Source organism: Sanguibacter antarcticus (genome assembly GCF_002564005.1).
GTDB classification, from domain to species: domain Bacteria; phylum Actinomycetota; class Actinomycetes; order Actinomycetales; family Cellulomonadaceae; genus Sanguibacter; species Sanguibacter antarcticus.
In genome coordinates, this window is the sequence record NZ_PDJG01000001.1 from 831565 (window position 1) to 851256 (window position 19692).

Consider the following 19692-nt stretch of genomic DNA (forward strand, 5'->3'; position numbering starts at 1 on the left):
GCAGGGTGTTAGTAACTGACGGAAACGGCAGATTTCTCACACTTCCGAGGCGTGCCTGGTGCCTCGTGGGCCGCCAAGGCGCGATACGATTCGAGTTGTCGAGGACGAAGGTCCTGGGTGTTGCCCTCTTCTGGGTCAAGCCAGGACGTGTAGTGAAAGGCCATCCTTTGCGCTCGGAACGCCCCACCAGCAGCAGGCGAACGATCGGCAGGCTCGCAGGAGCCGCCACGCTCGTCTCCCTTGCCGTCTCCGGATGTGCCCCAGAGGCTCAGCGAGGTTTCCTCCCTGGGTACTCAGACGGACCCACCACCAACCAGACGGACACCATCACGAACATGTGGGTGGGTTCCTGGACCGCCGCGCTCGTCGTCGGTGTGATCACCTGGGCTCTCATGCTCTGGTGCGTCGTGGTCTACCGCAAGCGTCGCGACGACAACGTGTTGCCGATCCAGACGCGCTATCACCTGCCGCTCGAGATCATGTACACGATGGTCCCGATCGTCATGGTCGGCGTCTTGTTCTTCTTCACGCAGCGAGACATGTCTGACATCCGCGACACCTCGGCCGTGCCGGACCTCACCGTCCAGGTCATCGGCAAGCAGTGGAGCTGGGACTTCAACTACCTCGACGAGGGTGTGTACGAGACCGGCCAGCACGCGATCGAGCCGGGGACGATCACCGGCGACCTCGGTGGCGTCGGAACCGACGAGTCGTTCCCGACGCTCTACCTGCCGGTCGGACAGAACGTCGAGTTTCAGATCGAGTCGCGCGACGTCATCCACTCCTTCTGGATCCCCGCGTTCCTCGACAAGATGGACATGGTGCCGTACCGCACGAACATCTGGCAGGTGACACCGCTGCGCGAAGGCGTCTACGCAGGCAAGTGCGCCGAGCTCTGCGGCGACTTCCACTCCGGCATGCTCTTCAACGTGAAGGTCGTCTCTGTAGAAGAGTTCGACGCAGAGATGGAGCGTCTCGCGGACATCGGTCAGACAGGGCAGCTCGGTCTCGACCTCAACCGCCAGCAGCACCCAGAATCCACGGCTACGACGGAGAGTGACAACTGATGGATGCCGTCGCCGCCTCACAGGCAGTCCCTGGCCTCTCCGCCGGACGCCAGACCCTCGGTCGCACCGTGATCAAGTGGGTCACCTCGACCGATCACAAGACGATCGGGTACATGTACCTGATCACCTCGTTCGTGTTCTTCTGCATCGGTGGGCTCATGGCCCTCGTCATCCGGGCCGAGCTGTTCGAGCCCGGACTCCAGATCGTGCAGAGCACGAACCAGTACAACCAGCTGTTCACGATGCACGGAACGATCATGCTGCTGCTGTTCGCGACCCCGCTCTTCGCGGGCTTTGCGAACATCATCACGCCGCTCCAGATCGGTGCACCTGACGTCGCCTTCCCGCGGCTCAACATGTTCGCCTACTGGCTGTACCTCTTCGGCGGACTCATCGCCTCCGCGGGCTTCTTCACCCCGCAGGGTGCAGCCTCCTTCGGATGGTTCGCGTACGCGCCGCTGTCGAACACGACCTTCAGCCCGGGCCTCGGCGGAGACCTCTGGGTGTTCGGGCTCGCTCTGACGGGATTCGGCACGATCCTCGGCGCCGTCAACTTCATCACGACCATCATCACGATGCGCGCGCCTGGCATGACGATGTTCCGCATGCCGATCTTCACCTGGAACACGCTGGTGACGAGCATGCTCATCCTCATGGCGTTCCCGCCGCTCGCGGCGGCCCTCTTCGCGCTCGGCGCCGACCGTCGCCTCGGAGCGCAGATCTTCAACCCGGAGAACGGGGGAGCGATCCTCTGGCAGCACCTCTTCTGGTTCTTCGGCCACCCCGAGGTCTACATCATCGCTCTGCCGTTCTTCGGCATCGTCAGCGAGATCCTCCCGGTCTTCAGTCGGAAGCCGATCTTCGGATACAAGGGCCTGGTCTACGCCACGATCTCGATCGCGGCGCTGTCCGTCACCGTGTGGGCACACCACATGTATGTGACCGGTGCTGTCCTCCTGCCGTTCTTCTCCTTCATGACGATGCTCATCGCGGTCCCCACGGGTGTGAAGTTCTTCAACTGGATCGGCACGATGTGGCGTGGGAAGCTCACGTTCGAGACCCCGATGCTCTGGTCGTTGGGATTCCTCGTCACGTTCCTCTTCGGTGGACTGACGGGAGTCATCCTCTCGAGCCCCGTCATGGACTTCCAGGTCTCCGACACCTACTTCGTCGTCGCCCACTTCCACTACGTCGTCTTCGGCACCGTGGTGTTCGCGATGTTCGCGGGGTTCTACTTCTGGTGGCCCAAGTTCACCGGACGGATGCTCAACGAGCGTCTGGGCAAGGTGCACTTCTGGCTCCTCTTCGTCGGTTTCCACATGACGTTCCTCGTCCAGCACTGGCTGGGTGTCGCAGGCATGCCGCGACGGTATGCGGACTACATGCCCGAAGAGGGCTTCACCTGGATGAACCAGGTCTCGACCATCGGTTCCTTCGTCCTCGCTGCCTCCACGCTGCCGTTCCTGTGGAACGTCTACGTGACGTGGCGCAGCGCTCCGAAGGTCACTGTCGACGATCCCTGGGGGTTCGGTGCGTCGCTCGAGTGGGCGACGTCGTGCCCGCCGCCGCGCCACAACTTCGCCTCGCTCCCGCGGATCCGGTCTGAACGACCTGCGTTCGACCTTCACCACCCTGAGGTTGCAGCCATGGACCACCAGGCCCCGAACCCGACGCTGCTCGACAAGGTCTACGGCGAGCCGGACCGACGTGGCGAGCAGGAGAACGGCGCCCAGCGGCTGGAGAGCGCCACAGACCTCCTAGTCGACACGCGCAAGAACGAGGAGGACGTCTGATGAAGATCGAGAGCAAGCTCTTTTCGTACATGTTCCCCTTCTTCTTCCTCGTGTTCCTCGTCTACGGGTTCTGGAGCGACTGGGAGCCGGCAGGCTCCGTGACGCTCCTCCTCACAGGACTGCTCGTCGGTATGGTCGGCTGGTACCTCGCCGCGACAGCCCGCCGCATGGACGAGCGGCCTGAAGACGATCCCTTCGGTGAGATCGAGCAGGGCGCCGGCGAGCAGGGCGTCTACGCTCCGTGGAGCTGGTGGCCCCTGGCGATCGCCGCAGGTGCTGCGATCACCTTCCTCGGTCTTGCGGTCGGTTGGTGGATCTTCGGCATCGGGGCTGCACTGTCCGTCATCGCACTCGTCGGATGGGTGTTCGAGTTCTCCCGAGGCCAGCACGCGCACTGATCCTTAGAGGATCGATCAGGGCCGGTTGCCGCAGATGCGGCGACCGGCCCTTTGCGTTGGTCTACCGAGCGTGTGGTTCCCTCCGGAGAACAGACAGGGCCTGTGTGCGGTGGGGCATGGGCATGGGCATGGGCATGGGCATGGGCATGGGCACAGCCCGGTGCAGGCAGGGTGCCCCGTGCCTGCCGGTGCAAGTGTGAGCCTGTCGTGGTCGTGGGGCATGACGATGCCGCGCAGATGACATGCGTCTACGCGGCATCGTGATGCTCGGTATGGCGACGGTCAGTGCTTCACGGCGCCACCAGTGCGTTCTCCTGGTGAGAAGCGGTCAGCTTGCGACGATGAGGCCTGAGGTCTGTGTGCGTGCACGCGTGAAGCGGGCGTCAGCGTCGCTCCAGTTCACGAGGTTCCACCAGGCCGCGACGTAGTCGGCGCGGACGTTCTGGTAGTCGAGGTAGTAGGCGTGCTCCCAGACGTCCAGGAGGACGATGGGGGTGAGCCCGAGTGCGATGTTGCTCTGCTGGTCGTAGAGCTGGACGATGATGAGCTTCTGGCCGATCGAGTCCCAGGCGAGGATCGCCCAGCCGGAGCCCTGCACGCCGGCTGCGACGGCAGCGAAGTGCTTCTTGAAGGACTCGAACGAGCCGAAGTCTTCACTGATCGCGGCGGCGAGGTCGCCGATCGGTTCGCCTTCTCCGGTGGGGGAGAGGTTCGTCCAGAAAGCCGAGTGGTTGACGTGACCTCCCAGGTTGAAGGCGAGGTTCTTCGAGTGGAGGTTCACTGCGGCGAAGTCGCCGTTCTCGCGTGCTTCTGCAAGCTTGTCGAGCGCAGTGTTTGCGCCTGTGACGTAGGCCTGGTGGTGCTTGGAGTGGTGCAGCTCCATGATCCGGCCGGAGATGTGCGGCTCGAGTGCGCCGTAGTCATATCCGAGGTCCGGCAGGGTGTAGACAGCCATTGCTATGTCCTCCTGGAAGATCTTCCACGACGGAGCCGTCGTGGCTTACTGAGAAAGCCGATGACCCGCGATCGGGACCCCGCCTGGGCGGGGAGGTGATCACGGGTCATCGTCCTACTGTGCAGCAAGTTCAGTGGTTCTGCTCGCGGTCGTCCAGCGAGTGATCGTCGACTCCTGTGCCATCGGGTCCGACGATCGCGAGGGCTGAGTCGCTCGCGTGCCCCTTGAGCTGGTCGTGCTCGCCGTGAGAGTGTGCGGCGGCGAGCTCGAGCGGCGTGACGGGCTCGACACGGTCCTCGTAGAAGAACTTTGACAGCGCCTGGAGCGCTTGGTCCTTGCGGAACCCCTTACGGCGAACCCCTCGGGAATCTTCTCTGGGCTCGATCTCGAGCGGGCGGTGTGCGTCGTAGTTGACGCGCAACCAGCGTTCTTCGTCGGCGAGGGGCTTGTGGACCTCGATGTACTCGCCGTTCGCGAACCGGACGATGCGTCCCGTCTCGTGCCCATGGAGCACGAGCTCGTGGTCCTTGCGCTGCAGTCCGAGACAGATGCGCTTGGTGATCCAGAACGCGAGCACCGGGGCCACGAAGAGAGCGATACGGAAGACCCAGGTGATCGAGTTGATCGAGAGCGAGAAGTGCGTCGCGATGAGGTCGTTCGACCCAGCGAGAGCCAGGATGATGAACGCTGTGAGGAAGCCGACGCCGAGCCCCGTGCGGACGGGGACGTTGCGCGGACGATCGAGGACGTGGTGCTCGCGCTTGTCCTTCGTCACCGCCGCTTCGAGGAAGGGATAGACCGCGAGGAACGTGAACAACAGGCCGGGGACCACGACTGCCGGGATGAGGACGTTGAGCGAGAGCGTGTAGCCCGCGATGACGAGCTCGGTCTGGCCTGGCATGAGTCGGAGCGAACCCTCGAGGAAGAGCATGTACCAGTCAGGCTGTGCTCCTGCAGAGACCGGTGACGGGTCGAAGGGTCCGTAGTTCCAGACGTTGTTGATCGCCATCGTGCCGCCCATGAACGCGAGGACACCGAAGACGATGAAGAAGAACCCACCGGCCTTCGCGACGTAGACGGGGAAGAGCGGGAAGCCGACGACGTTGTTGTCGGTGCGGCCGCCGCCCGGGTACTGCGTGTGCTTGTGCAGCACGACGAACAGGAGGTGGAGCCCCACGAGAGCGAGAATTAGGCCCGGCACCACGAGGATGTGCAGCGTGAAGAGGCGCGAGATGATGTCCTCGCCCGGGAACTCACCACCGAAGATGAAGTACGAAAGATACGAGCCGATGAGCGGGATGGACTTGACGACACCGTCCGTGATCCGCAGCCCGTTGCCGGACAGGACGTCGTCCGGGAGGGAGTAGCCCGTGAACCCGGCAGCGAGGCCGAGGATCATGAGGAGGAATCCGACCATCCAGTTGAGCTCGCGCGGCTTGCGGAACGCGCCGGTGAAGAAGACGCGCATCATGTGCGTCACGATCGACGCCATGAACAGCAGCGCAGCCCAGTGGTGGATCTGGCGCATGAGCAGTCCACCGCGGACCTCGAACGACAGATCGAGCGTCGAGGCGAAGGCCTCGGACATGAGCTGACCGTTCATCGAGGCGACGGGGCCTTCGTACACGACGAGTCCCATCGAGGGAACGAAGAACATCGTGAGGAAGACACCGGTGATGATGAGGATGACGAACGAGTAGAGGGCGATCTCACCCAGGAGGAACGACCAGTGGTCGGGGAAGATCTTGCGGGCGAAACCCTTGACGGCGCCGGCGATGCCTGTGCGCTGGTCGAGGTAGTCCACGGTGCCAGCCACGGCGGACTCGGTGGGGGATGTGCTCACTTCAGTCGCTCCCAGTAGCTCGGGCCAACCGGCTCGTTGAAATCGTCCTGAGCGACGAGGTAGCCCTCGTCGTCGATGGCGATGGGCAGCTGGGGGAGCGGCCGGTTCGCCGGTCCGAAGACCACCTTGGCCCCGTCAGCTACGTCGAAGGTGGACTGGTGGCACGGGCACAGCAGGTGATGGGTCTGCTGCTCGTAGAGCGCCACAGGACAACCGACGTGCGTGCAGATCTTCGAGTACGCGACGATTCCTTCGTGAGACCAGTCCTTGCGGTCTTCCGCTTCCTTGAGGTCGGCGGGGTCGAGACGGATGAGGAGGACGATGGCTTTCGCCTTCTCCGTGATCCAGTGGTGCGTCTGCCGCTCTTCCTCCGGGACGTCGGGGATGACATGCACGACAGACCCGATGGTCATGTCCGTCGCCTTGATCGGGCGCCCAGCAGGGTCGGTCGCGAGACGTGTGCCCTTGGTCCAGATCGTGTGGCGGAACTTGCTCACGTCCCAGTCGTTGCCGACCGAGCTGATGAGCGGCACAGCGATCGTCAGCGGGAAGAGACCCACCGCAGTGACGACCGCGCCCTTGAGCACTCCTCGGCGGGCGATGCCTGAGTCGTCGGCGCCGTCTTTGAGGACTGCGACCGCGGCCGCGCGGACCTCGTCAGTGCTGCGCTGCTCGTGGCGTTCCTCGACCCGCTCGTGGTCAGACATGATCGTCTTCGCCCAGTGGACGGCTGCGAGACCGATGCCCATGAGGGACAGGAACATCCCCAGGCCGAGCGCAAGGTTGGCGTTGCGGACGCTGGCGGTCGTGCCCTCGGGGCGGATCGCGAAGTAGACGACGATCGTGGCGATCGTGCCGATGATCGAGAGGACGAACAGGATGACGACCTGGCGCTCCGCCCGGGCCGAGGCGGCAGGGTCCTTGTCAGCCATCCGCTCCTGGTGCGCGGGGATGCCTGGGTCGACGAAACGGTCTGGCGTCGTAGACGCTCCCGTGGTGGTCACGTTCGTTGAACTCTGGTTCTCGTTCACGAGGACTTTGCTCCGATCCACACGGAGAACCCGATAAGTGCTCCGATACCGACGACCCACACCCAGAGGCCTTCGCTGACAGGTCCGACTCCACCGAGGTCGAGGCCTCCGGCGGATCCTTCTCGCTGCTCGGCGAGGTAGGCGATGACGTCCCGCTTCTCTTCGGGGGTGAGCGTCGCGTCGTTGAACACGGGCATGGACTGCGGCCCGGTCAGCATCGCTTCGTAGATGTGGGTCGGTGTCGTCTCCCAGAGCGACGGAGCGAACTTCCCTTCAGAGAGCGCGCCACCGGCACCGACAGCGTTGTGGCACATGGCGCAGTTCGTCCGGAACACGGCGGCACCGTTCGAGACGTCTCCGAGCTCGGGGTCCACCTGCTCGGCTGTCGGGGTCGAGGGGCCGGGGCCCAGCGATGCGACATAGGCAGCGAGCTGCTCGGTCTCGGCCTCGTCGAACTGGCGCGGCTTCGCGATCGCCTGGGCACCGTTCGACTGCATCGGCATGCGGCCGGTACCGACCTGGAAGCTCACCGCTGCGGCACCGACGCCGATGAGGGATGGCGCGTTCTCACGGCCTTCCGCGTCGAGCCCGTGGCACGTGGCGCAGTTGGCCTGGAAGAGCTTCGCACCGCTCTCGATGTCGTCGGTCGTAGCTGTCTCGGCGCTGGCTGGAGCAGGGGCCAGGGCGGCGTACAGGCCGCCGGTGACCAGCAGCGCCAGCAGCAGCAGCACGACCGGCATCAGCCGGTGGTGTCGGCGGGCGGCGAGTGCCTTCACGGATGGATCCTCGTCTCGGTTCAGGGGATGGTGCGAGCCGTCGGTGCGCGGGGCGCGGACGGTCTACTGCAGGAAGTAGATGACAAAGAACAGTGCGATCCAGACGATGTCGACGAAGTGCCAGTAGTACGACACGACGATCGCCGTCGTTGCCTCGTGGTGACCGAACTTCTTGGCCACGAAGGAGCGTCCGAGGAGGAAGAGGAACGCGATGAGCCCGCCGACGACGTGCAGGCCGTGGAAGCCTGTGGCGAGGTAGAAGACGGACCCGTACGGGCTCGAGGAGATCGTCAGGCCGTGCGAGACCAGCTCTGAGTACTCGTAGATCTGGCCTGCGACGAAGAAGGCGCCCATGAGGTAGGTGAGAGTGATCCACTCGTTCATGCCCCAGCGGTTGATCGCGAAGATCGAACCGGTCCGACGTGGCTGGAACCGCTCGGCGGCCCAGACCCCCATCTGGCACGTCACCGATGACGCGACGAGGACGCAGGTGTTGATGAGAGAGAAGGTGATGTTGAGATGGCCCGCTCCTTCGCTCCACTGCTCTGCTGGGATGGTCGCACGCGTGGTGAAGTACATCGCGAAGAGGCCGGCGAAGAACATGAGCTCACTCGCGAGCCACACGATGGTTCCGACCGAGACAGGGTTCGGTCGGTTCACGCTCACGTGGAGTTGGGCGCTGGGGACAGCCGTTGCAGTCGACACGGTATTCATTATGGCCGACGACGGCACATGTGTGGGCCTTAAGGCCTAACAATCGGGGCGCTAAATCTCACAATGGCGGCAGGTTGATCGATCCACCGCTGTTCTCATGACGAAAGGCTGAGAACTGTCACGAAGATCGCCGGCGTAGAGCACCGGAGGCGTCGCCATGACACATGGCTGACCGCGCGTGACCCGCAGCGGTAGCCTCATAGGGCCTTGTCCGAACCCCTGACCGTGAGGATGCTCATGTCCACGCTTTCGTCGCCCACCGACCGGCAGCAGACCATCTTGCTCTACAGCGACGACGTGACCGTGCGTGAGGCGGTCCGATCAGCTGTCGGCGCAGTCGCGCGCAGCGGTGGCGAACCTCTGCGCTGGGTCGAGGTCGCTTCGTATGATGCCGTCGTCGGGCGTGCCGACGAGGGCGGGATCGACCTCATGATCCTCGACGGCGAGACGGACAAGGCCGGTGGGATGGGCGTCTGCCGACAGCTGAAGAACGAGATCTTCAACTGCCCGCCCGTGCTCCTGCTCACGGGGCGCCCCCAAGACGCGTGGCTCGCGTCGTGGTCGCTCGCCGACGCAGCCGTCCCACGACCGCTCGACCCGGTCGAGCTGCAGCGCGCGGCACGGAGCCTGCTCCTCGCGCGCGTCGCGGACGGTGCTGTGCGGTGACGGCTCTGTTCACCTGGACGGATCTCACAGCAGCTCTCATCGCGGGACGCGACCTCACCACGCACGAGACCTCGTGGGCCATGGACGCTGTCATGTCCGGCCTGTCCACGCCTGTGCAGCTTGCGGGTTTCCTCGTCGCGCTGCGTGCCAAGGGGGAGACGATCGAGGAGCTCGGCGGTCTCGCTGACGCGATGCTCGCGCACGCGCTGCGGTTCGAGGTCGACGGACCGTGCGTCGACATCGTCGGCACAGGCGGCGACCGTGCACACACCGTGAACATCTCGACGATGGCGGCTGTCGTTCTCGCTGGGGCCGGACTCACGGTCGTCAAGCACGGGAACCGTGCAGCGTCCTCGTCGTCTGGCGCGGCCGACGTCCTCGAGGTCCTCGGCATCCGGCTGGACCACACCCCGCAGCGCGTCGCCGAGCTGGCCACGGAGGTCGGGATCACCTTCTGCTTCGCGAACGTGTTCCATCCTGCGATGCGGCACGCAGCGGCCGCGCGCAGCGGGCTCGGGCTGCCGACGGCGTTCAACCTGCTCGGCCCTCTGACGAACCCGGCACAACCTCGCGCGACCGCGGTGGGCGTCGCGGACGGACGGATGGCACCGCTCGTCGCCGGCGTGCTCGCGGGGCGCGGCAGGCGTGCGCTCGTGTTCCACGGCGACGACGGTCTCGACGAGCTCGCGGCGACCGGAGGGTCAGACGTGTGGGAGGTACGGGACGGCGACGTCACGCACCACCGGTTCGATCCGGTCGCCGACCTCGGCGTGACGCCGGTGACTCTCGACGAGCTACGAGGCGCGGATGCCCAGTTCAACGCAGGCGTCGCTCGCGACGTCTTCGGCGGAGCTGTCGGGGCCGTCCGGGAGACCGTCCTGCTCAATGCTGCAGCGGCGTTCGTGGCAGACGGCTCTCTCGCCGGGACCGACGAAGGGGCTCTCGCCGACCGGCTCGGGCACGGCCTCGTCCATGCCGCACGGTCCATCGACTCCGGCAGCGCGCAGGACGTGCTCGCGCGGTGGGCTGCAGCGTCCGGCTGACGCGCGTCGTGGAGGTCGACCTGGTGCTGGGCGCGGCTCCGGTGCAGACTCTGCCGCGGCTCAGTCCTCGAGCCCGAGGGCGAACGCCGCGTCCAGGTCGGAGCTCGAGTACTCCCGGAACGCCAGGTAGGTCCGGGTCCGGACGACGCCTGGCACCTTGCTGATCCTGTCCGCGATGATGTCGGCGAAGTCGTGGTGGTCGTGGACCGTGACCATCGCGATGAGGTCGACGTCGCCGGTGACCGAGTAGACCGAGGCGACGCCCTCGACGTTGGCGATAGCCGTCGCAGCCTCAGGGATGAGTGCGTGGTCGGTGTCGATCATGACGATGGCGGTGGGCATGGTGCGCTCCTCGAGACAGGGGGTGGTTCGGCGACCGGTCGTCGCCCACTGATCATGCCGCTAGACGACGCTGGAGACGACTCCGGCGGTCGTCATATTCACGAGGTACCTCTCGGCGCCGCGCGCCGGGCACGTCTGGGGGAGGGTCGTGCTCACCAGACGGACTCCGGGCGAGCGGAGCCAGGCCAAGACAAGGTCTGCCTCTTCCGGGTGGCACGCAGGCGCCGGGGCCGGGCGCGCGACGACGTGCTCTGCGGAGTCCACCGCCGCAGCCACGGTCGCGTACGGGTCCCTCCCCGGTGGGCAGACTGCGGTCGCAGCGAGCCGACCATGGCGGACGACGACGATCTCCCACCCGCCGCCGGTCCACGGGCGCGCGGCGACCAGCTGCTCGCACGCGCTCAGCGGCTCGAGCCGTTGGGCGCGTGCCGCACCAGCGAGATAGGCCGTGAGACGGTCACGCTCCGCGGCAGCATCCTCGAACCGCTCGTCGCCAGCGAGCTCCTTGATCCTGCGGGACAGAGCCGCGACGACGGGCCCCGAGTCGCTGCGCATCGTCGAACGCAGCGACTCGGTCACCACGGTGTACACGGCCTCTGAGGTGCCTGTCGGTCGCTTCTCACGGGGGACGCACGGGGCGCTGCACCGTCCCATCTCGGCGAGCGCGCACGCCGTAGCCGATGCGAGCGGCACCACGGGGAGCCGTGCAGCGCACTGACGGACCGCGTGCGTCGCCTGGAGCGCCTCGAGAGCCTCCTGGGCGCGGCCACGAGATGTAAAAGGCCCGATGTGCGGCTCGCTCGGACCGGTCGTCCGCCGGCGGACGTCTTGCACGATCGTCAGCCGCGGATGGGCCTCGGTCGTGAGCCGGACCCAGTGCATCCGTTCAGGGTGCTTCGATCGGCGGTTGTATCGCGGTGCGTGCTCGGTGATGAGCCGCAGCTCGCGCACGCGCGACTCCAGCTCCGTCTCGCACGGGACTGCACGTACAGACTCAGCGAGCCGGATCATCTCGACCATCCGGCCGCGCTTCTCCGATGCGGTGAAATAGCTGCGCACACGCTTGTGCACCGACGTCGAGGTACCGACGTACAGGACCTCGCTCCCGGGGCCGACGAACATGTACACACCTGGTCCTGTGGGCAGTCCGTCCGCGAGGTGTCGCTTTCGACGGACATCCGGCGGCACCGGATCGGTGGCGGTCGCGAGGTCCTCGAGGTGCGTGATGCCGAGCGGCGCGAGGCGGTCGAAGAGCGCGTGCATGACGTCGACGGTGGCGCGGGCGTCGGACAGCGCGCGGTGGTCCGGCGTGACCGTCGCGTGAAAGAGGTTCGCGAGGGTAGAGAGCTTGTGGTTCGGTGCCTCGTCGCGGGTGACGACGCGCCGGGCGAGCGCCACCGTGTCGAGCACCTGGTTGCCAGGCCACGCGTAGCTCGACCGGGCGGCTGCGGCCCGGAGGAACGAGACGTCGAACGGCGCGTTGTGCGCGACGAGGACCGTGCCCCGGATGAACTCGAGGAACGCCGGGACGACTGCCTCGATCCGCGGTGCGTCAGAGACCATGGCGGTGCTGATCCCTGTGAGGCGGGCGATGAACGCCGGCACGGGGACGCCCGGGTTGACGAGTGTCTGGAACTCCCCGACGCACTCGCCGGCCCGCACCTTGACCGCGCCGATCTCGGTGATCTCGCAGTCCTTCGCCGAGCCGCCGGTCGTCTCGAGGTCGACCACCACGAACGTCACGTCGTGCAGCGGGGTGCCCAGCTCGTCCAGCCCGAGCTGGACGGGTCTCCCGGAGATGTCTGGCGGCGTCTGGAGGCCCGGCTTGGCGGGAGTGATCTGACGACCCCGCTGCCGTGCACCAGGGAGAGAGCGGAACGCTCCTACGGATGATTCGTGACGCATGTGCCGAGACTAGGCGGACCTACCGACATCGACGCCATCCTGCCTTCTGCTGGGTCGCTGTCGAGACGGCGACCCAGCAAAGGCTCCTCAGGTCAGTCGACTCGCTTGACGTCCGCGTAGATCGCGTCGACCTCGTGCGCGAAGTCGGTCAGGACGAGCGAACGCTTGACCTTCAGAGACGGCGTGAGGTACCCGTTCTCGACAGTGAAGTCGGTCGTGAGGATGCTGAACTTGCGGATCGACTCCGCGCGAGAGACTGCGCGGTTGGTGCGCTGGACAGCAGCGTCGATCGACGCGAGGACGTCGGGGTCACCGACCGCCTCCTCGACCGTCAGAGCGGACTTCCCATGGTTGGAGAGCCATCCGGGCAGTCCCTCAGGATCGAGCGTGATGAGCGCCCCGATGAACGGCTGCGCATCACCGACGACGACGACCTGGCTGACGAGCGGGTGGGACCGGAGCCTGTCCTCCAAGACGGCAGGAGCGACGTTCTTGCCCCCGGCCGTGACGATGATCTCCTTCTTCCGACCCGTGATGCGTAGGTAGCCGTCGGTGTCGATCGCCCCGATGTCCCCCGAACGGAACCACCCGTCCGAGAACGCGTCGGTGGTGGCCTGGTCGTTGTTGCGGTATCCACGGAACACGTGCGGGCCCTTGATGAGGATCTCGCCGTCCGCGTCGATCTTCAGGCCGTGGCCCGGGATCGGTGGCCCGACCGTGCCGATCTTCCCACCGGGAAGGTTGACGGTCGACGGGGCCGTCGTCTCGGTCAGTCCGTATCCCTCGAGGACGATGAGACCCACACCGCGGTAGAAGTGCCCGAGCCGTTCTCCGAGCGCCGCTCCGCCCGACACCGCGTAGCGGGCGTCACCGCCGAGGGCCGCACGGATCTTCTTGAGGACGAGCAGGTCGGCCACCTTGTGCTTGAGGCGCAGCACGAGGCTCGGACCACCAGCGGAGTCCAGCCCGCGCGAGTAGGAGATCGCGGTCGACGCCGCCCAGTGGAAGATCTTCACCTTGCCGCCTGCGGCAGCCTTCTGCTCCGACGAGTTGTAGACCTTCTCGAAGACCCGCGGCACGGACAAGATGTAGGTGGGCTTGAAGGACGCAAGGTCCGGCAGGAGCGTCTTCGTGTCAGGCGTGTGACCAAGCACCGAGCCAGCGGGAACGACCAAGACGTGGATGAACCGCGCAAAGACGTGCGCGAGCGGCATGAACAGCAGCGTGCGCCGCGTGCCGTAGTGGAGGACGTCGGTGAGCTTCGCGGTCGCGTTCATCGTGACGGAGTAGAAGTTCTCGTGGGTGAGCTCGGCGCCCTTCGGACGACCAGTCGTCCCGGACGTGTAGATGACGGTGGCGACGTCAGCCAGCCGGGCGATGGAGCGGCGACGGACGATCTCCTCGTCGGGCACGTCGGCACCCGCCTTCTTGAGCTCGTCGAGGCCGCCGTCGTCGATGACGTGCACCTCGCCGAGCCGTGGGGCACGGACCTTGACCCCGGCGACCGTCGTGGCGTACTCGGCCGTCTCGACCACGAGGAGCCGGACGTCCGAGTCGGTGAGGATCCACTCGACCTGCTCTGCGCTGGACGTCTCGTAGAGGGGCACCGTGATCGCGCCCGCTGCCCAGATCGCCCAGTCGAGGAGCGACCACTCGTACCGGGTGCGAGACATGATCCCGACATGGTCGCCCGGCTCGATCCCGCGAGCGACGAAGCCCTTCGCCACGGCGACGACCTCGGCGTCGAAGGCGCTCGCGGTCACAACGGCCCAGCGCTCGCTCTCGGGGTCTTTGATCTCCATGAGCGGCTGGTCTCCGGCCGCGGTCACACGCGCAGCGAGGAGGTCGTTGAGGTTCTTCTGCGGATCGACGGTAATGAGGGCGGGGGTGAAGAACTCGTCCATTCTGGCTCCAGTGGCAGTGGTCGACAGTGGGTAGACCTTACCCACTGATCGGGACGTGCAGTTGCACGGCAGACATGAGTACGCTTCATCCGAGCCGCACGTGTTCGTGCACACCAACAAGATCTGTGAGGAATCGGCATGCATGCCATCGGGGTCGACATCGGCGGGACGAAGATCGCGGCCGGGGTGGTCGACGATGAGGGACGGATCCTCGCCCAGACGCGTGTCGGTACCGAGCCCGACGACGCATCGAGCATCGACCGAGCGATCGCCGAGGTGTGCAGGGACCTCGCCAAGGAGTACGAGATCGGTGCGATCGGCCTCGCCGCCGCCGGGTTCGTCAGCCCCGACCGAGCGTCGGTCCTCTTCGCGCCGAACATCGCCTGGCGCGACTACCCGATCGCGCACCGCGTGGGAGCGCTCCTAGACCTCGACGTCCCGATCGTCGTCGAGAACGACGCGAACGCGGCAGGATGGGCGGAGTTCCGTTTCGGTGTCGCACGCGAGGCCACAGACCTCCTCATGCTTACCGTCGGTACAGGGCTCGGCGGCGCGCTCGTCGTCAACAACCAGCTCGTCCGTGGCCGGTGGGGCGTCGCGGCGGAGGTCGGGCACATGCGCGTCGTGCCTGACGGTCACTACTGCGGCTGCGGGCACGAGGGGTGCTGGGAGCAGTACGCGTCAGGGACAGCACTCGTGCGTGACGCGCGCGCCGCAGCGGTCGCCCGCCCGAAGGACGCCGTCCCGCTCCTCGACCTCGCGAACGGGATCGCCGGTGACATCACGGGCCCGCTCATCACCACCGCAGCGATGGCCGGCGACCCTCTCTCGATCGAGCTGCTCGCCGAGCTTGGCCGATGGATCGGTGAAGGAGCCGCGTCCGTCGCGGCGCTGCTGGACCCGGAGCTCATCGTCATCGGTGGCGGGGTCGGCGCGGCGGGAGCGCTTCTGCTCGAGCCCGCTCGACAGGCCTACGGCGAGTCGCTCCCGGCGCGCGGGCACCGTCCTGAGGCGCGCCTCGAGCTCGCGGCCCTCGGGAACGAGGCAGGGATCGTCGGCGCGGCAGACCTCGCACGCGCCTGACTGCACGCGCCTGAATGCCTGACCGCACGCGCCTGACCACCCTGGTCAGACGCGTGCGCCGTCGTCTCCGGGAAGGGTGTCGCGATGGCGCGGCAGCCGCCAGACGGCGAGCGCCGCGCCGCCGAGGAAGACTGCCGCGAGCGAGAGGAAGAAGCCGCGCGGGGCGTTCTCCCAGAAGAGCCACGAGAGCACGAGGGCCACGGGGCTGGCGCCCAGCGCGAGCAGGGCGACGTTGCGCAGCGGGTCCGAGCTCAACGCGATCCCGGGGTCGGGTGCGACGAACTCACCGTCGCGCTCTTCTGCCGCCTCGACCTCCGCGCTGCGCGGCCAGTCCCGGGGACCAGCGGCACGGTTGCGCGGCGTGACCACGCTCGGCAGCGGTGGGTGGACCCACGGTGCGACGGGGAAATCGAAGGAGACGCCCTCCTCGGCGGCGGCCGGAGTTCGTTCCACCGGTGGATCCGTGGAAAGATCGGAGAGTTCGGCGACGATCCTCGCCCAGGCTGCGTCCGTCCGCTCCTGGTCGGACGCGCCGCGCTCACCGCGACCTTCCGGGTCGACGTGCTCGTCCGGCGCTTCGTCGGGTTCGTCGATGTTTCCTGGCATGGTGATCACTCTAGAGTCGGATGACAGTCCCGCGTATGCGAGGCGCACGAGGAGGCGGGTTGTTCTACTGGCTGATGAAGCGGGTCCTCGTCGGGCCGATGCTTCGACTGATGTTTCGTCCGTGGGTCCGAGGCCTCGAGAACATTCCGGGCGACGGGCCCGCGATCATGGCGAGCAACCACCTGGCGGTCATCGACTCGTTCGTGCTGCCGTTGATCATGGACCGCGAGATCGTGTTCATCGGAAAGTCCGAGTACTTCACCGGAACCGGCCTCAAGGGGCGTGCCACGGCAGGGTTCATGCGTGGCGTCGGCACCATCCCTGTCGACCGTGCAGGTGGCAAGGCCAGCGAGGCTGCTCTGCGGACCGGGCTCAAGCGACTCTCTGACGGTGGACTCTTCGGGATCTACCCAGAGGGCACCCGGAGCCCTGACGGCAGGCTCTACCGCGGGAAGACCGGGGTCGCGCGGCTCGCCCTCGAGTCCGGTGCCCCGGTGATCCCCGTGGCGATGGTCGGCACAGACAAGGCCCAACCGATCGGTACCCGGATCCCCAAGCCGCTGCGGATCGGCATCGTCATCGGTGAGCCGCTCGACTTCAGCCGGTACGCAGGCATGGAGAGCGACCGCTTCATCCTTCGCTCGGTCACCGACGAGATCATGTACTCGCTCATGAGCCTCTCCGGCCAGGAGTACGTCGACATCTACGCCGCCACGCAGAAGGCACGGCTCGCGGCCGGCGTGAAGAACTCCGGATCGGCGTCACCGAACCCGACGGCTCCAGGCGGACGCCCCGTTCCCGACGTCCAGGTGCCGGAACCGCCGCAGGCCCCACCTCCGACGTCACTAGACTGAAGCTTCGCCTGCACCACACGAAACAGCGCCCGCACACCTCTGCGCGCACCCAGCGCGCGCGGCGGGCTCAATGAGAGGTTGATCTACATGTCGGTCCGTCGCGTCGCACTCCTCACGGCTGGTGGCTTTGCACCGTGCCTCTCCTCCGCTGTCGGAGGGCTCATCGAGCGCTACACAGAGCTGGCACCAGAGGTCGAGATCGTTGCGTACCAGCACGGCTACCACGGCCTGCTCACCGGCAACAAGATTGTCATCGACGACGAGGTCCGCAAGAACGCCGGAGTCCTGCACCGCTTCGGGGGGTCGCCGATCGGCAACAGCCGGGTCAAGCTCACCAACGCAGCAGACTGCGTCAAGCGTGGGCTCGTCAAGGAAGGCGAGAACCCCCTGGCTGTGGCGGCGGAGCGGCTCAAGGCTGACGGGATCGACGTGCTTCACACCATCGGGGGCGACGACACGAACACGACAGCGGCCGACCTCGCTGCGTACCTCGAGGAGAACGACTACCACCTGACCGTCGTCGGACTGCCGAAGACGATCGACAACGACGTCATCCCGATCAAGCAGTCGCTCGGTGCCTGGACCGCGGCCGAGGAAGCAGCAGCGTTTGCTGCGAACGTCATCGGCGAGCACCGCTCAGGCCCGCGCATGCTCATCGTCCACGAGGTCATGGGCAGGCACTGCGGATGGCTCACCGCAGCAGCTGCGGCCTCGTACCGCACGTGGCTCGATGCACAGGAGTGGGTCCCCGGCATCGGTCTGTCCAAGGAGCGGTGGGACATCCACGCCGTCTTCCTTCCGGAGATCAAGCTCGACATCGAAGCCGAGGCGGCACGTCTGCGCACCGTCATGGACGAGGTCGGGAACGTCAACATCTTCCTGTCCGAAGGGGCGGGCATGCACGAGATCGTCGCCCAGCTCGAAGCATCAGGCGAGACCGTCGAGCGCGACCCGTTCGGGCACGTCAAGCTCGACACGATCAACCCCGGTGAGTGGTTCGCGAAGCAGTTCGCCGACCTTCTCGGGGCGGAGAAGACGATGGTCCAGAAGTCCGGATACTTCTCGCGCGCCGCAGCCGCGAACGTCGAGGACCTACGTCTCATCAAGTCCATGACCGACTTCGCGGTCGACAGCGCCTTCCGCGGCGAGTCCGGCGTGGTCGGTCACGACGAGGAAGACGGCGACCGCCTCAAGGCCATCGCCTTCCCCCGCATCGCGGGCGGCAAGGCCTTCGACGTGTCCCAGGGATGGTTTGTCGACCTGCTCTCCGAGATCGGCCAGCAGCAGGTGCCCGCAACCTCATGAGCGTTGCCGTCGACCCAGAGGTCTCACAAGGTCTCGACCACTTCAGGACGCTCGTCGCGGGTCAGCAGCCCGTCTGGCCGGATGCTGACCACCTCAGTGCGGTGAGCGCAAGGTTGGCCGGGGTGCCTCCGCTCGTCGTGCCGGCCCAGCTGGAGACCTTGACCGACCGGCTCGCGTCGGCAGGGCGAGGGGAAGCCTTCCTCCTGCAGGGTGGCGACTGCGCAGAGACGTTCGCCGAAGCGAACGCTGACCGCATCCGCAACAAGGTGCGCACCATCCTCCAGATGGCGGTCGTCCTCACCCACGGGGCGAGCATGCCGGTGGTGAAGATGGGACGCATGGCCGGTCAGTACGCAAAGCCACGGAGCTCGAACGACGAGACCCGGGACGGTGTCACGTGGCCCGCGTACCGGGGAGACATGGTCAACGGCCATGCCTTCACCGAGAACGACCGTGTGCCGAACCCTGAGCGTCTCCTCCAGGGATACAACATCTCGTCAGCCACGCTCAATGTCGTCCGGGCCCTGACGACCGGTGGTTTCGCAGACCTGCGTCAGGTGCACGAGTGGAACCGTGGTTTCATGACGAACCCTGCCTACGCGCGGTACGAGCACACGGCCATGGAGATCGACCGTGCGATCCGGTTCATGGCCGCGTGCGGCACCGACTTCGATGCGCTGCGCACGGTCGAGTTCTTCGTCAGCCACGAGGCGCTCCTTCTCGACTACGAGAGGGCGTTGACCCGGATCTCTGCTCAGAGCGGTGCTCCCTATGACTCGTCGGGACACTTCTTGTGGATCGGGGAGCGGACCCGAAAGATCGACGGAGCCCACGTCGACTTCTTGTCGCGCATCTCCAACCCCATCGGGGTCAAGCTCGGACCAACCACCACCGCCGACGACGCGCTCGCCCTCCAAGAGAAGCTCAACCCGGAGGGCGTCCCCGGTCGGTTGACGTTCATCACGCGCATGGGCGCCGGAAAGATCCGCGAGGCTCTCCCGCCGCTCGTCGAGAAGGTGACGGCTCTGGGCGGCCCGGTCACCTGGGTGACGGATCCGATGCACGGAAACACGATCACTTCGGACAGCGGGTACAAGACGCGTCGCCTGGAAGATGTCCTGGACGAGGTGCGAGGCTTCTTCGAGGTTCATCGTGGTCTCGGGACCGTGCCCGGAGGGCTGCACGTCGAGCTCACCGGTGACGACGTCACCGAGGTTCTCGGCGGCAGCGAAGAGATCGACGACGCTGGTCTCGCGGTGCGCTACGAGACCCTCGTCGACCCCCGGCTCAACCACCAGCAGTCGCTCGAGATGGCATTCCAGGTCGCGGAGATGCTGCAGCGCTAGAGCATGGTTGCTCGTACGAGGCCCGCTGCCCCAGGAGGGGTGAGCGGGCCTCGTACGTTCA

The 19692-nt window shown here is 66.3% G+C and carries 18 protein-coding genes; 9 read left to right on the forward strand and 9 right to left on the reverse strand.

Features of this window, described 5'->3' with window-relative positions; genetic code table 11:
* Positions 1-152: 152 nt before the first annotated feature.
* The 3 genes from ctaC to ATL42_RS03745 are packed head-to-tail and all read left to right on the forward strand — an operon-like array spanning position 153 to position 3258.
* Positions 153-1067, forward strand: a complete 915-nt coding sequence (ctaC, locus tag ATL42_RS03735; protein WP_342748094.1) for an aa3-type cytochrome oxidase subunit II — start codon at positions 153-155, stop codon at positions 1065-1067.
* On the forward strand, positions 1067-2860 hold the full coding sequence (gene ctaD, locus ATL42_RS03740; RefSeq protein WP_098454208.1) for an aa3-type cytochrome oxidase subunit I: 1794 nt from the start codon (positions 1067-1069) through the stop codon (positions 2858-2860). Before ctaC ends, ctaD begins: the two co-directional genes overlap by 1 nt.
* Positions 2860-3258: a cytochrome c oxidase subunit 4 gene (locus tag ATL42_RS03745; protein WP_098454209.1), complete on the forward strand. Its 399-nt coding sequence runs from the start codon at positions 2860-2862 to the stop codon at positions 3256-3258. The genes ctaD and ATL42_RS03745 overlap by 1 nt, the downstream gene beginning before the upstream one ends.
* Positions 3259-3586: 328 nt before the next feature.
* On the opposite strand, the gene ATL42_RS03750 is transcribed toward ATL42_RS03745, so the two are convergent.
* The 5 genes from ATL42_RS03750 to ctaE all read right to left on the reverse strand — a co-directional run bounded on the left by ATL42_RS03750 (position 3587) and on the right by ctaE (position 8577).
* Entirely contained in the window at positions 3587-4213 is a 627-nt protein-coding gene (locus tag ATL42_RS03750) for a superoxide dismutase (RefSeq protein ID WP_098454210.1), read from the reverse strand.
* Between the two features lie 130 nt (positions 4214-4343).
* Positions 4344-6056, reverse strand: a complete 1713-nt coding sequence (qcrB, locus tag ATL42_RS03755) for a cytochrome bc1 complex cytochrome b subunit (RefSeq protein WP_098454211.1) — start codon at positions 6054-6056, stop codon at positions 4344-4346.
* On the reverse strand, positions 6053-7060 hold the full coding sequence (gene qcrA, locus ATL42_RS03760; RefSeq protein WP_245862080.1) for a cytochrome bc1 complex Rieske iron-sulfur subunit: 1008 nt from the start codon (positions 7058-7060) through the stop codon (positions 6053-6055). The genes qcrB and qcrA overlap by 4 nt, the downstream gene beginning before the upstream one ends.
* A gap of 23 nt (positions 7061-7083) precedes the next feature.
* Complete coding sequence (gene qcrC, locus ATL42_RS03765; RefSeq protein ID WP_098454212.1) at positions 7084-7863, reverse strand: cytochrome bc1 complex diheme cytochrome c subunit; 780 nt, start codon at positions 7861-7863, stop codon at positions 7084-7086.
* 63 nt (positions 7864-7926) lie between these two features.
* Positions 7927-8577 carry an aa3-type cytochrome oxidase subunit III gene (gene ctaE / locus ATL42_RS03770; RefSeq protein ID WP_098454213.1) on the reverse strand — a complete coding sequence of 217 codons (651 nt, stop codon included), beginning with the start codon at positions 8575-8577 and terminating at the stop codon, positions 7927-7929.
* A 237-nt stretch (positions 8578-8814) separates the two neighbouring features.
* Here ctaE and ATL42_RS03775 point away from each other — a divergent pair, with 237 nt between their 5' ends.
* Together ATL42_RS03775 and trpD are read left to right on the forward strand one after the other, a co-directional pair.
* The gene (locus ATL42_RS03775; protein WP_098454214.1) at positions 8815-9243 is read left to right on the forward strand and encodes a response regulator transcription factor; all 429 of its coding nucleotides are present in this window, start codon (positions 8815-8817) and stop codon (positions 9241-9243) included.
* Positions 9240-10286, forward strand: coding sequence for an anthranilate phosphoribosyltransferase (trpD, locus tag ATL42_RS03780; protein ID WP_098454215.1), 1047 nt, complete (start codon positions 9240-9242; stop codon positions 10284-10286). Before ATL42_RS03775 ends, trpD begins: the two co-directional genes overlap by 4 nt.
* A gap of 60 nt (positions 10287-10346) precedes the next feature.
* On the opposite strand, the gene ATL42_RS03785 is transcribed toward trpD, so the two are convergent.
* The 3 genes from ATL42_RS03785 to ATL42_RS03795 all read right to left on the reverse strand — a co-directional run bounded on the left by ATL42_RS03785 (position 10347) and on the right by ATL42_RS03795 (position 14437).
* Positions 10347-10628, reverse strand: a complete 282-nt coding sequence (locus ATL42_RS03785; protein ID WP_098454216.1) for an Lrp/AsnC family transcriptional regulator — start codon at positions 10626-10628, stop codon at positions 10347-10349.
* A gap of 60 nt (positions 10629-10688) precedes the next feature.
* Positions 10689-12533: a DEDD exonuclease domain-containing protein gene (locus ATL42_RS03790; protein WP_098454217.1), complete on the reverse strand. Its 1845-nt coding sequence runs from the start codon at positions 12531-12533 to the stop codon at positions 10689-10691.
* A gap of 92 nt (positions 12534-12625) precedes the next feature.
* Positions 12626-14437 carry an AMP-dependent synthetase/ligase gene (locus ATL42_RS03795; protein WP_098454218.1) on the reverse strand — a complete coding sequence of 604 codons (1812 nt, stop codon included), beginning with the start codon at positions 14435-14437 and terminating at the stop codon, positions 12626-12628.
* Between the two features lie 138 nt (positions 14438-14575).
* On the opposite strand from ATL42_RS03795, the gene ATL42_RS03800 reads away from it, so the two are divergent.
* Positions 14576-15520 carry an ROK family glucokinase gene (locus ATL42_RS03800; RefSeq protein WP_098454219.1) on the forward strand — a complete coding sequence of 315 codons (945 nt, stop codon included), beginning with the start codon at positions 14576-14578 and terminating at the stop codon, positions 15518-15520.
* 45 nt (positions 15521-15565) lie between these two features.
* Here ATL42_RS03800 and ATL42_RS03805 read toward each other — a convergent pair whose 3' ends face one another.
* On the reverse strand, positions 15566-16126 hold the full coding sequence (locus ATL42_RS03805; RefSeq protein WP_143556687.1) for a hypothetical protein: 561 nt from the start codon (positions 16124-16126) through the stop codon (positions 15566-15568).
* 74 nt (positions 16127-16200) lie between these two features.
* Between ATL42_RS03805 and ATL42_RS03810 the strand changes: the two genes are divergently transcribed.
* The 3 genes from ATL42_RS03810 (at position 16201) to ATL42_RS03820 (ending at position 19631) form a co-directional block, all read left to right on the forward strand.
* A complete protein-coding gene (locus ATL42_RS03810) occupies positions 16201-16980 on the forward strand; it encodes a lysophospholipid acyltransferase family protein (protein WP_098456301.1) in 780 nt (259 codons plus the stop codon).
* A gap of 87 nt (positions 16981-17067) precedes the next feature.
* Positions 17068-18285, forward strand: a complete 1218-nt coding sequence (locus tag ATL42_RS03815; protein WP_098454221.1) for a pyrophosphate--fructose-6-phosphate 1-phosphotransferase — start codon at positions 17068-17070, stop codon at positions 18283-18285.
* Positions 18282-19631 (forward strand): class II 3-deoxy-7-phosphoheptulonate synthase, encoded by a 1350-nt coding sequence (locus tag ATL42_RS03820; RefSeq protein WP_098454222.1) that lies wholly within the window; start codon positions 18282-18284, stop codon positions 19629-19631. Before ATL42_RS03815 ends, ATL42_RS03820 begins: the two co-directional genes overlap by 4 nt.
* Positions 19632-19692 lie beyond the last annotated feature (61 nt).

Excerpts from the sequence above, each read along its gene's own strand:
- ATL42_RS03790 (WP_098454217.1), bottom strand. The coding sequence starts at position 12,533 with ATGCGTCACGAATCATCCGTAGGAGCGTTCCGCTCTCTCCCTGGTGCA.
- ctaE (WP_098454213.1), bottom strand. The coding sequence starts at position 8,577 with ATGAATACCGTGTCGACTGCAACGGCTGTCCCCAGCGCCCAACTCCAC.
- ATL42_RS03745 (WP_098454209.1), top strand. The coding sequence starts at position 2,860 with ATGAAGATCGAGAGCAAGCTCTTTTCGTACATGTTCCCCTTCTTCTTC.
- ctaD (WP_098454208.1), top strand. The coding sequence starts at position 1,067 with ATGGATGCCGTCGCCGCCTCACAGGCAGTCCCTGGCCTCTCCGCCGGA.
- ATL42_RS03805 (WP_143556687.1), bottom strand. The coding sequence starts at position 16,126 with ATGCCAGGAAACATCGACGAACCCGACGAAGCGCCGGACGAGCACGTC.
- ATL42_RS03785 (WP_098454216.1), bottom strand. The coding sequence starts at position 10,628 with ATGCCCACCGCCATCGTCATGATCGACACCGACCACGCACTCATCCCT.
- ATL42_RS03800 (WP_098454219.1), top strand. The coding sequence starts at position 14,576 with ATGCATGCCATCGGGGTCGACATCGGCGGGACGAAGATCGCGGCCGGG.
- ATL42_RS03775 (WP_098454214.1), top strand. The coding sequence starts at position 8,815 with ATGTCCACGCTTTCGTCGCCCACCGACCGGCAGCAGACCATCTTGCTC.
- ATL42_RS03810 (WP_098456301.1), top strand. The coding sequence starts at position 16,201 with ATGAAGCGGGTCCTCGTCGGGCCGATGCTTCGACTGATGTTTCGTCCG.
- ATL42_RS03750 (WP_098454210.1), bottom strand. The coding sequence starts at position 4,213 with ATGGCTGTCTACACCCTGCCGGACCTCGGATATGACTACGGCGCACTC.
- ATL42_RS03820 (WP_098454222.1), top strand. The coding sequence starts at position 18,282 with ATGAGCGTTGCCGTCGACCCAGAGGTCTCACAAGGTCTCGACCACTTC.
- ATL42_RS03815 (WP_098454221.1), top strand. The coding sequence starts at position 17,068 with ATGTCGGTCCGTCGCGTCGCACTCCTCACGGCTGGTGGCTTTGCACCG.
- ATL42_RS03795 (WP_098454218.1), bottom strand. The coding sequence starts at position 14,437 with ATGGACGAGTTCTTCACCCCCGCCCTCATTACCGTCGATCCGCAGAAG.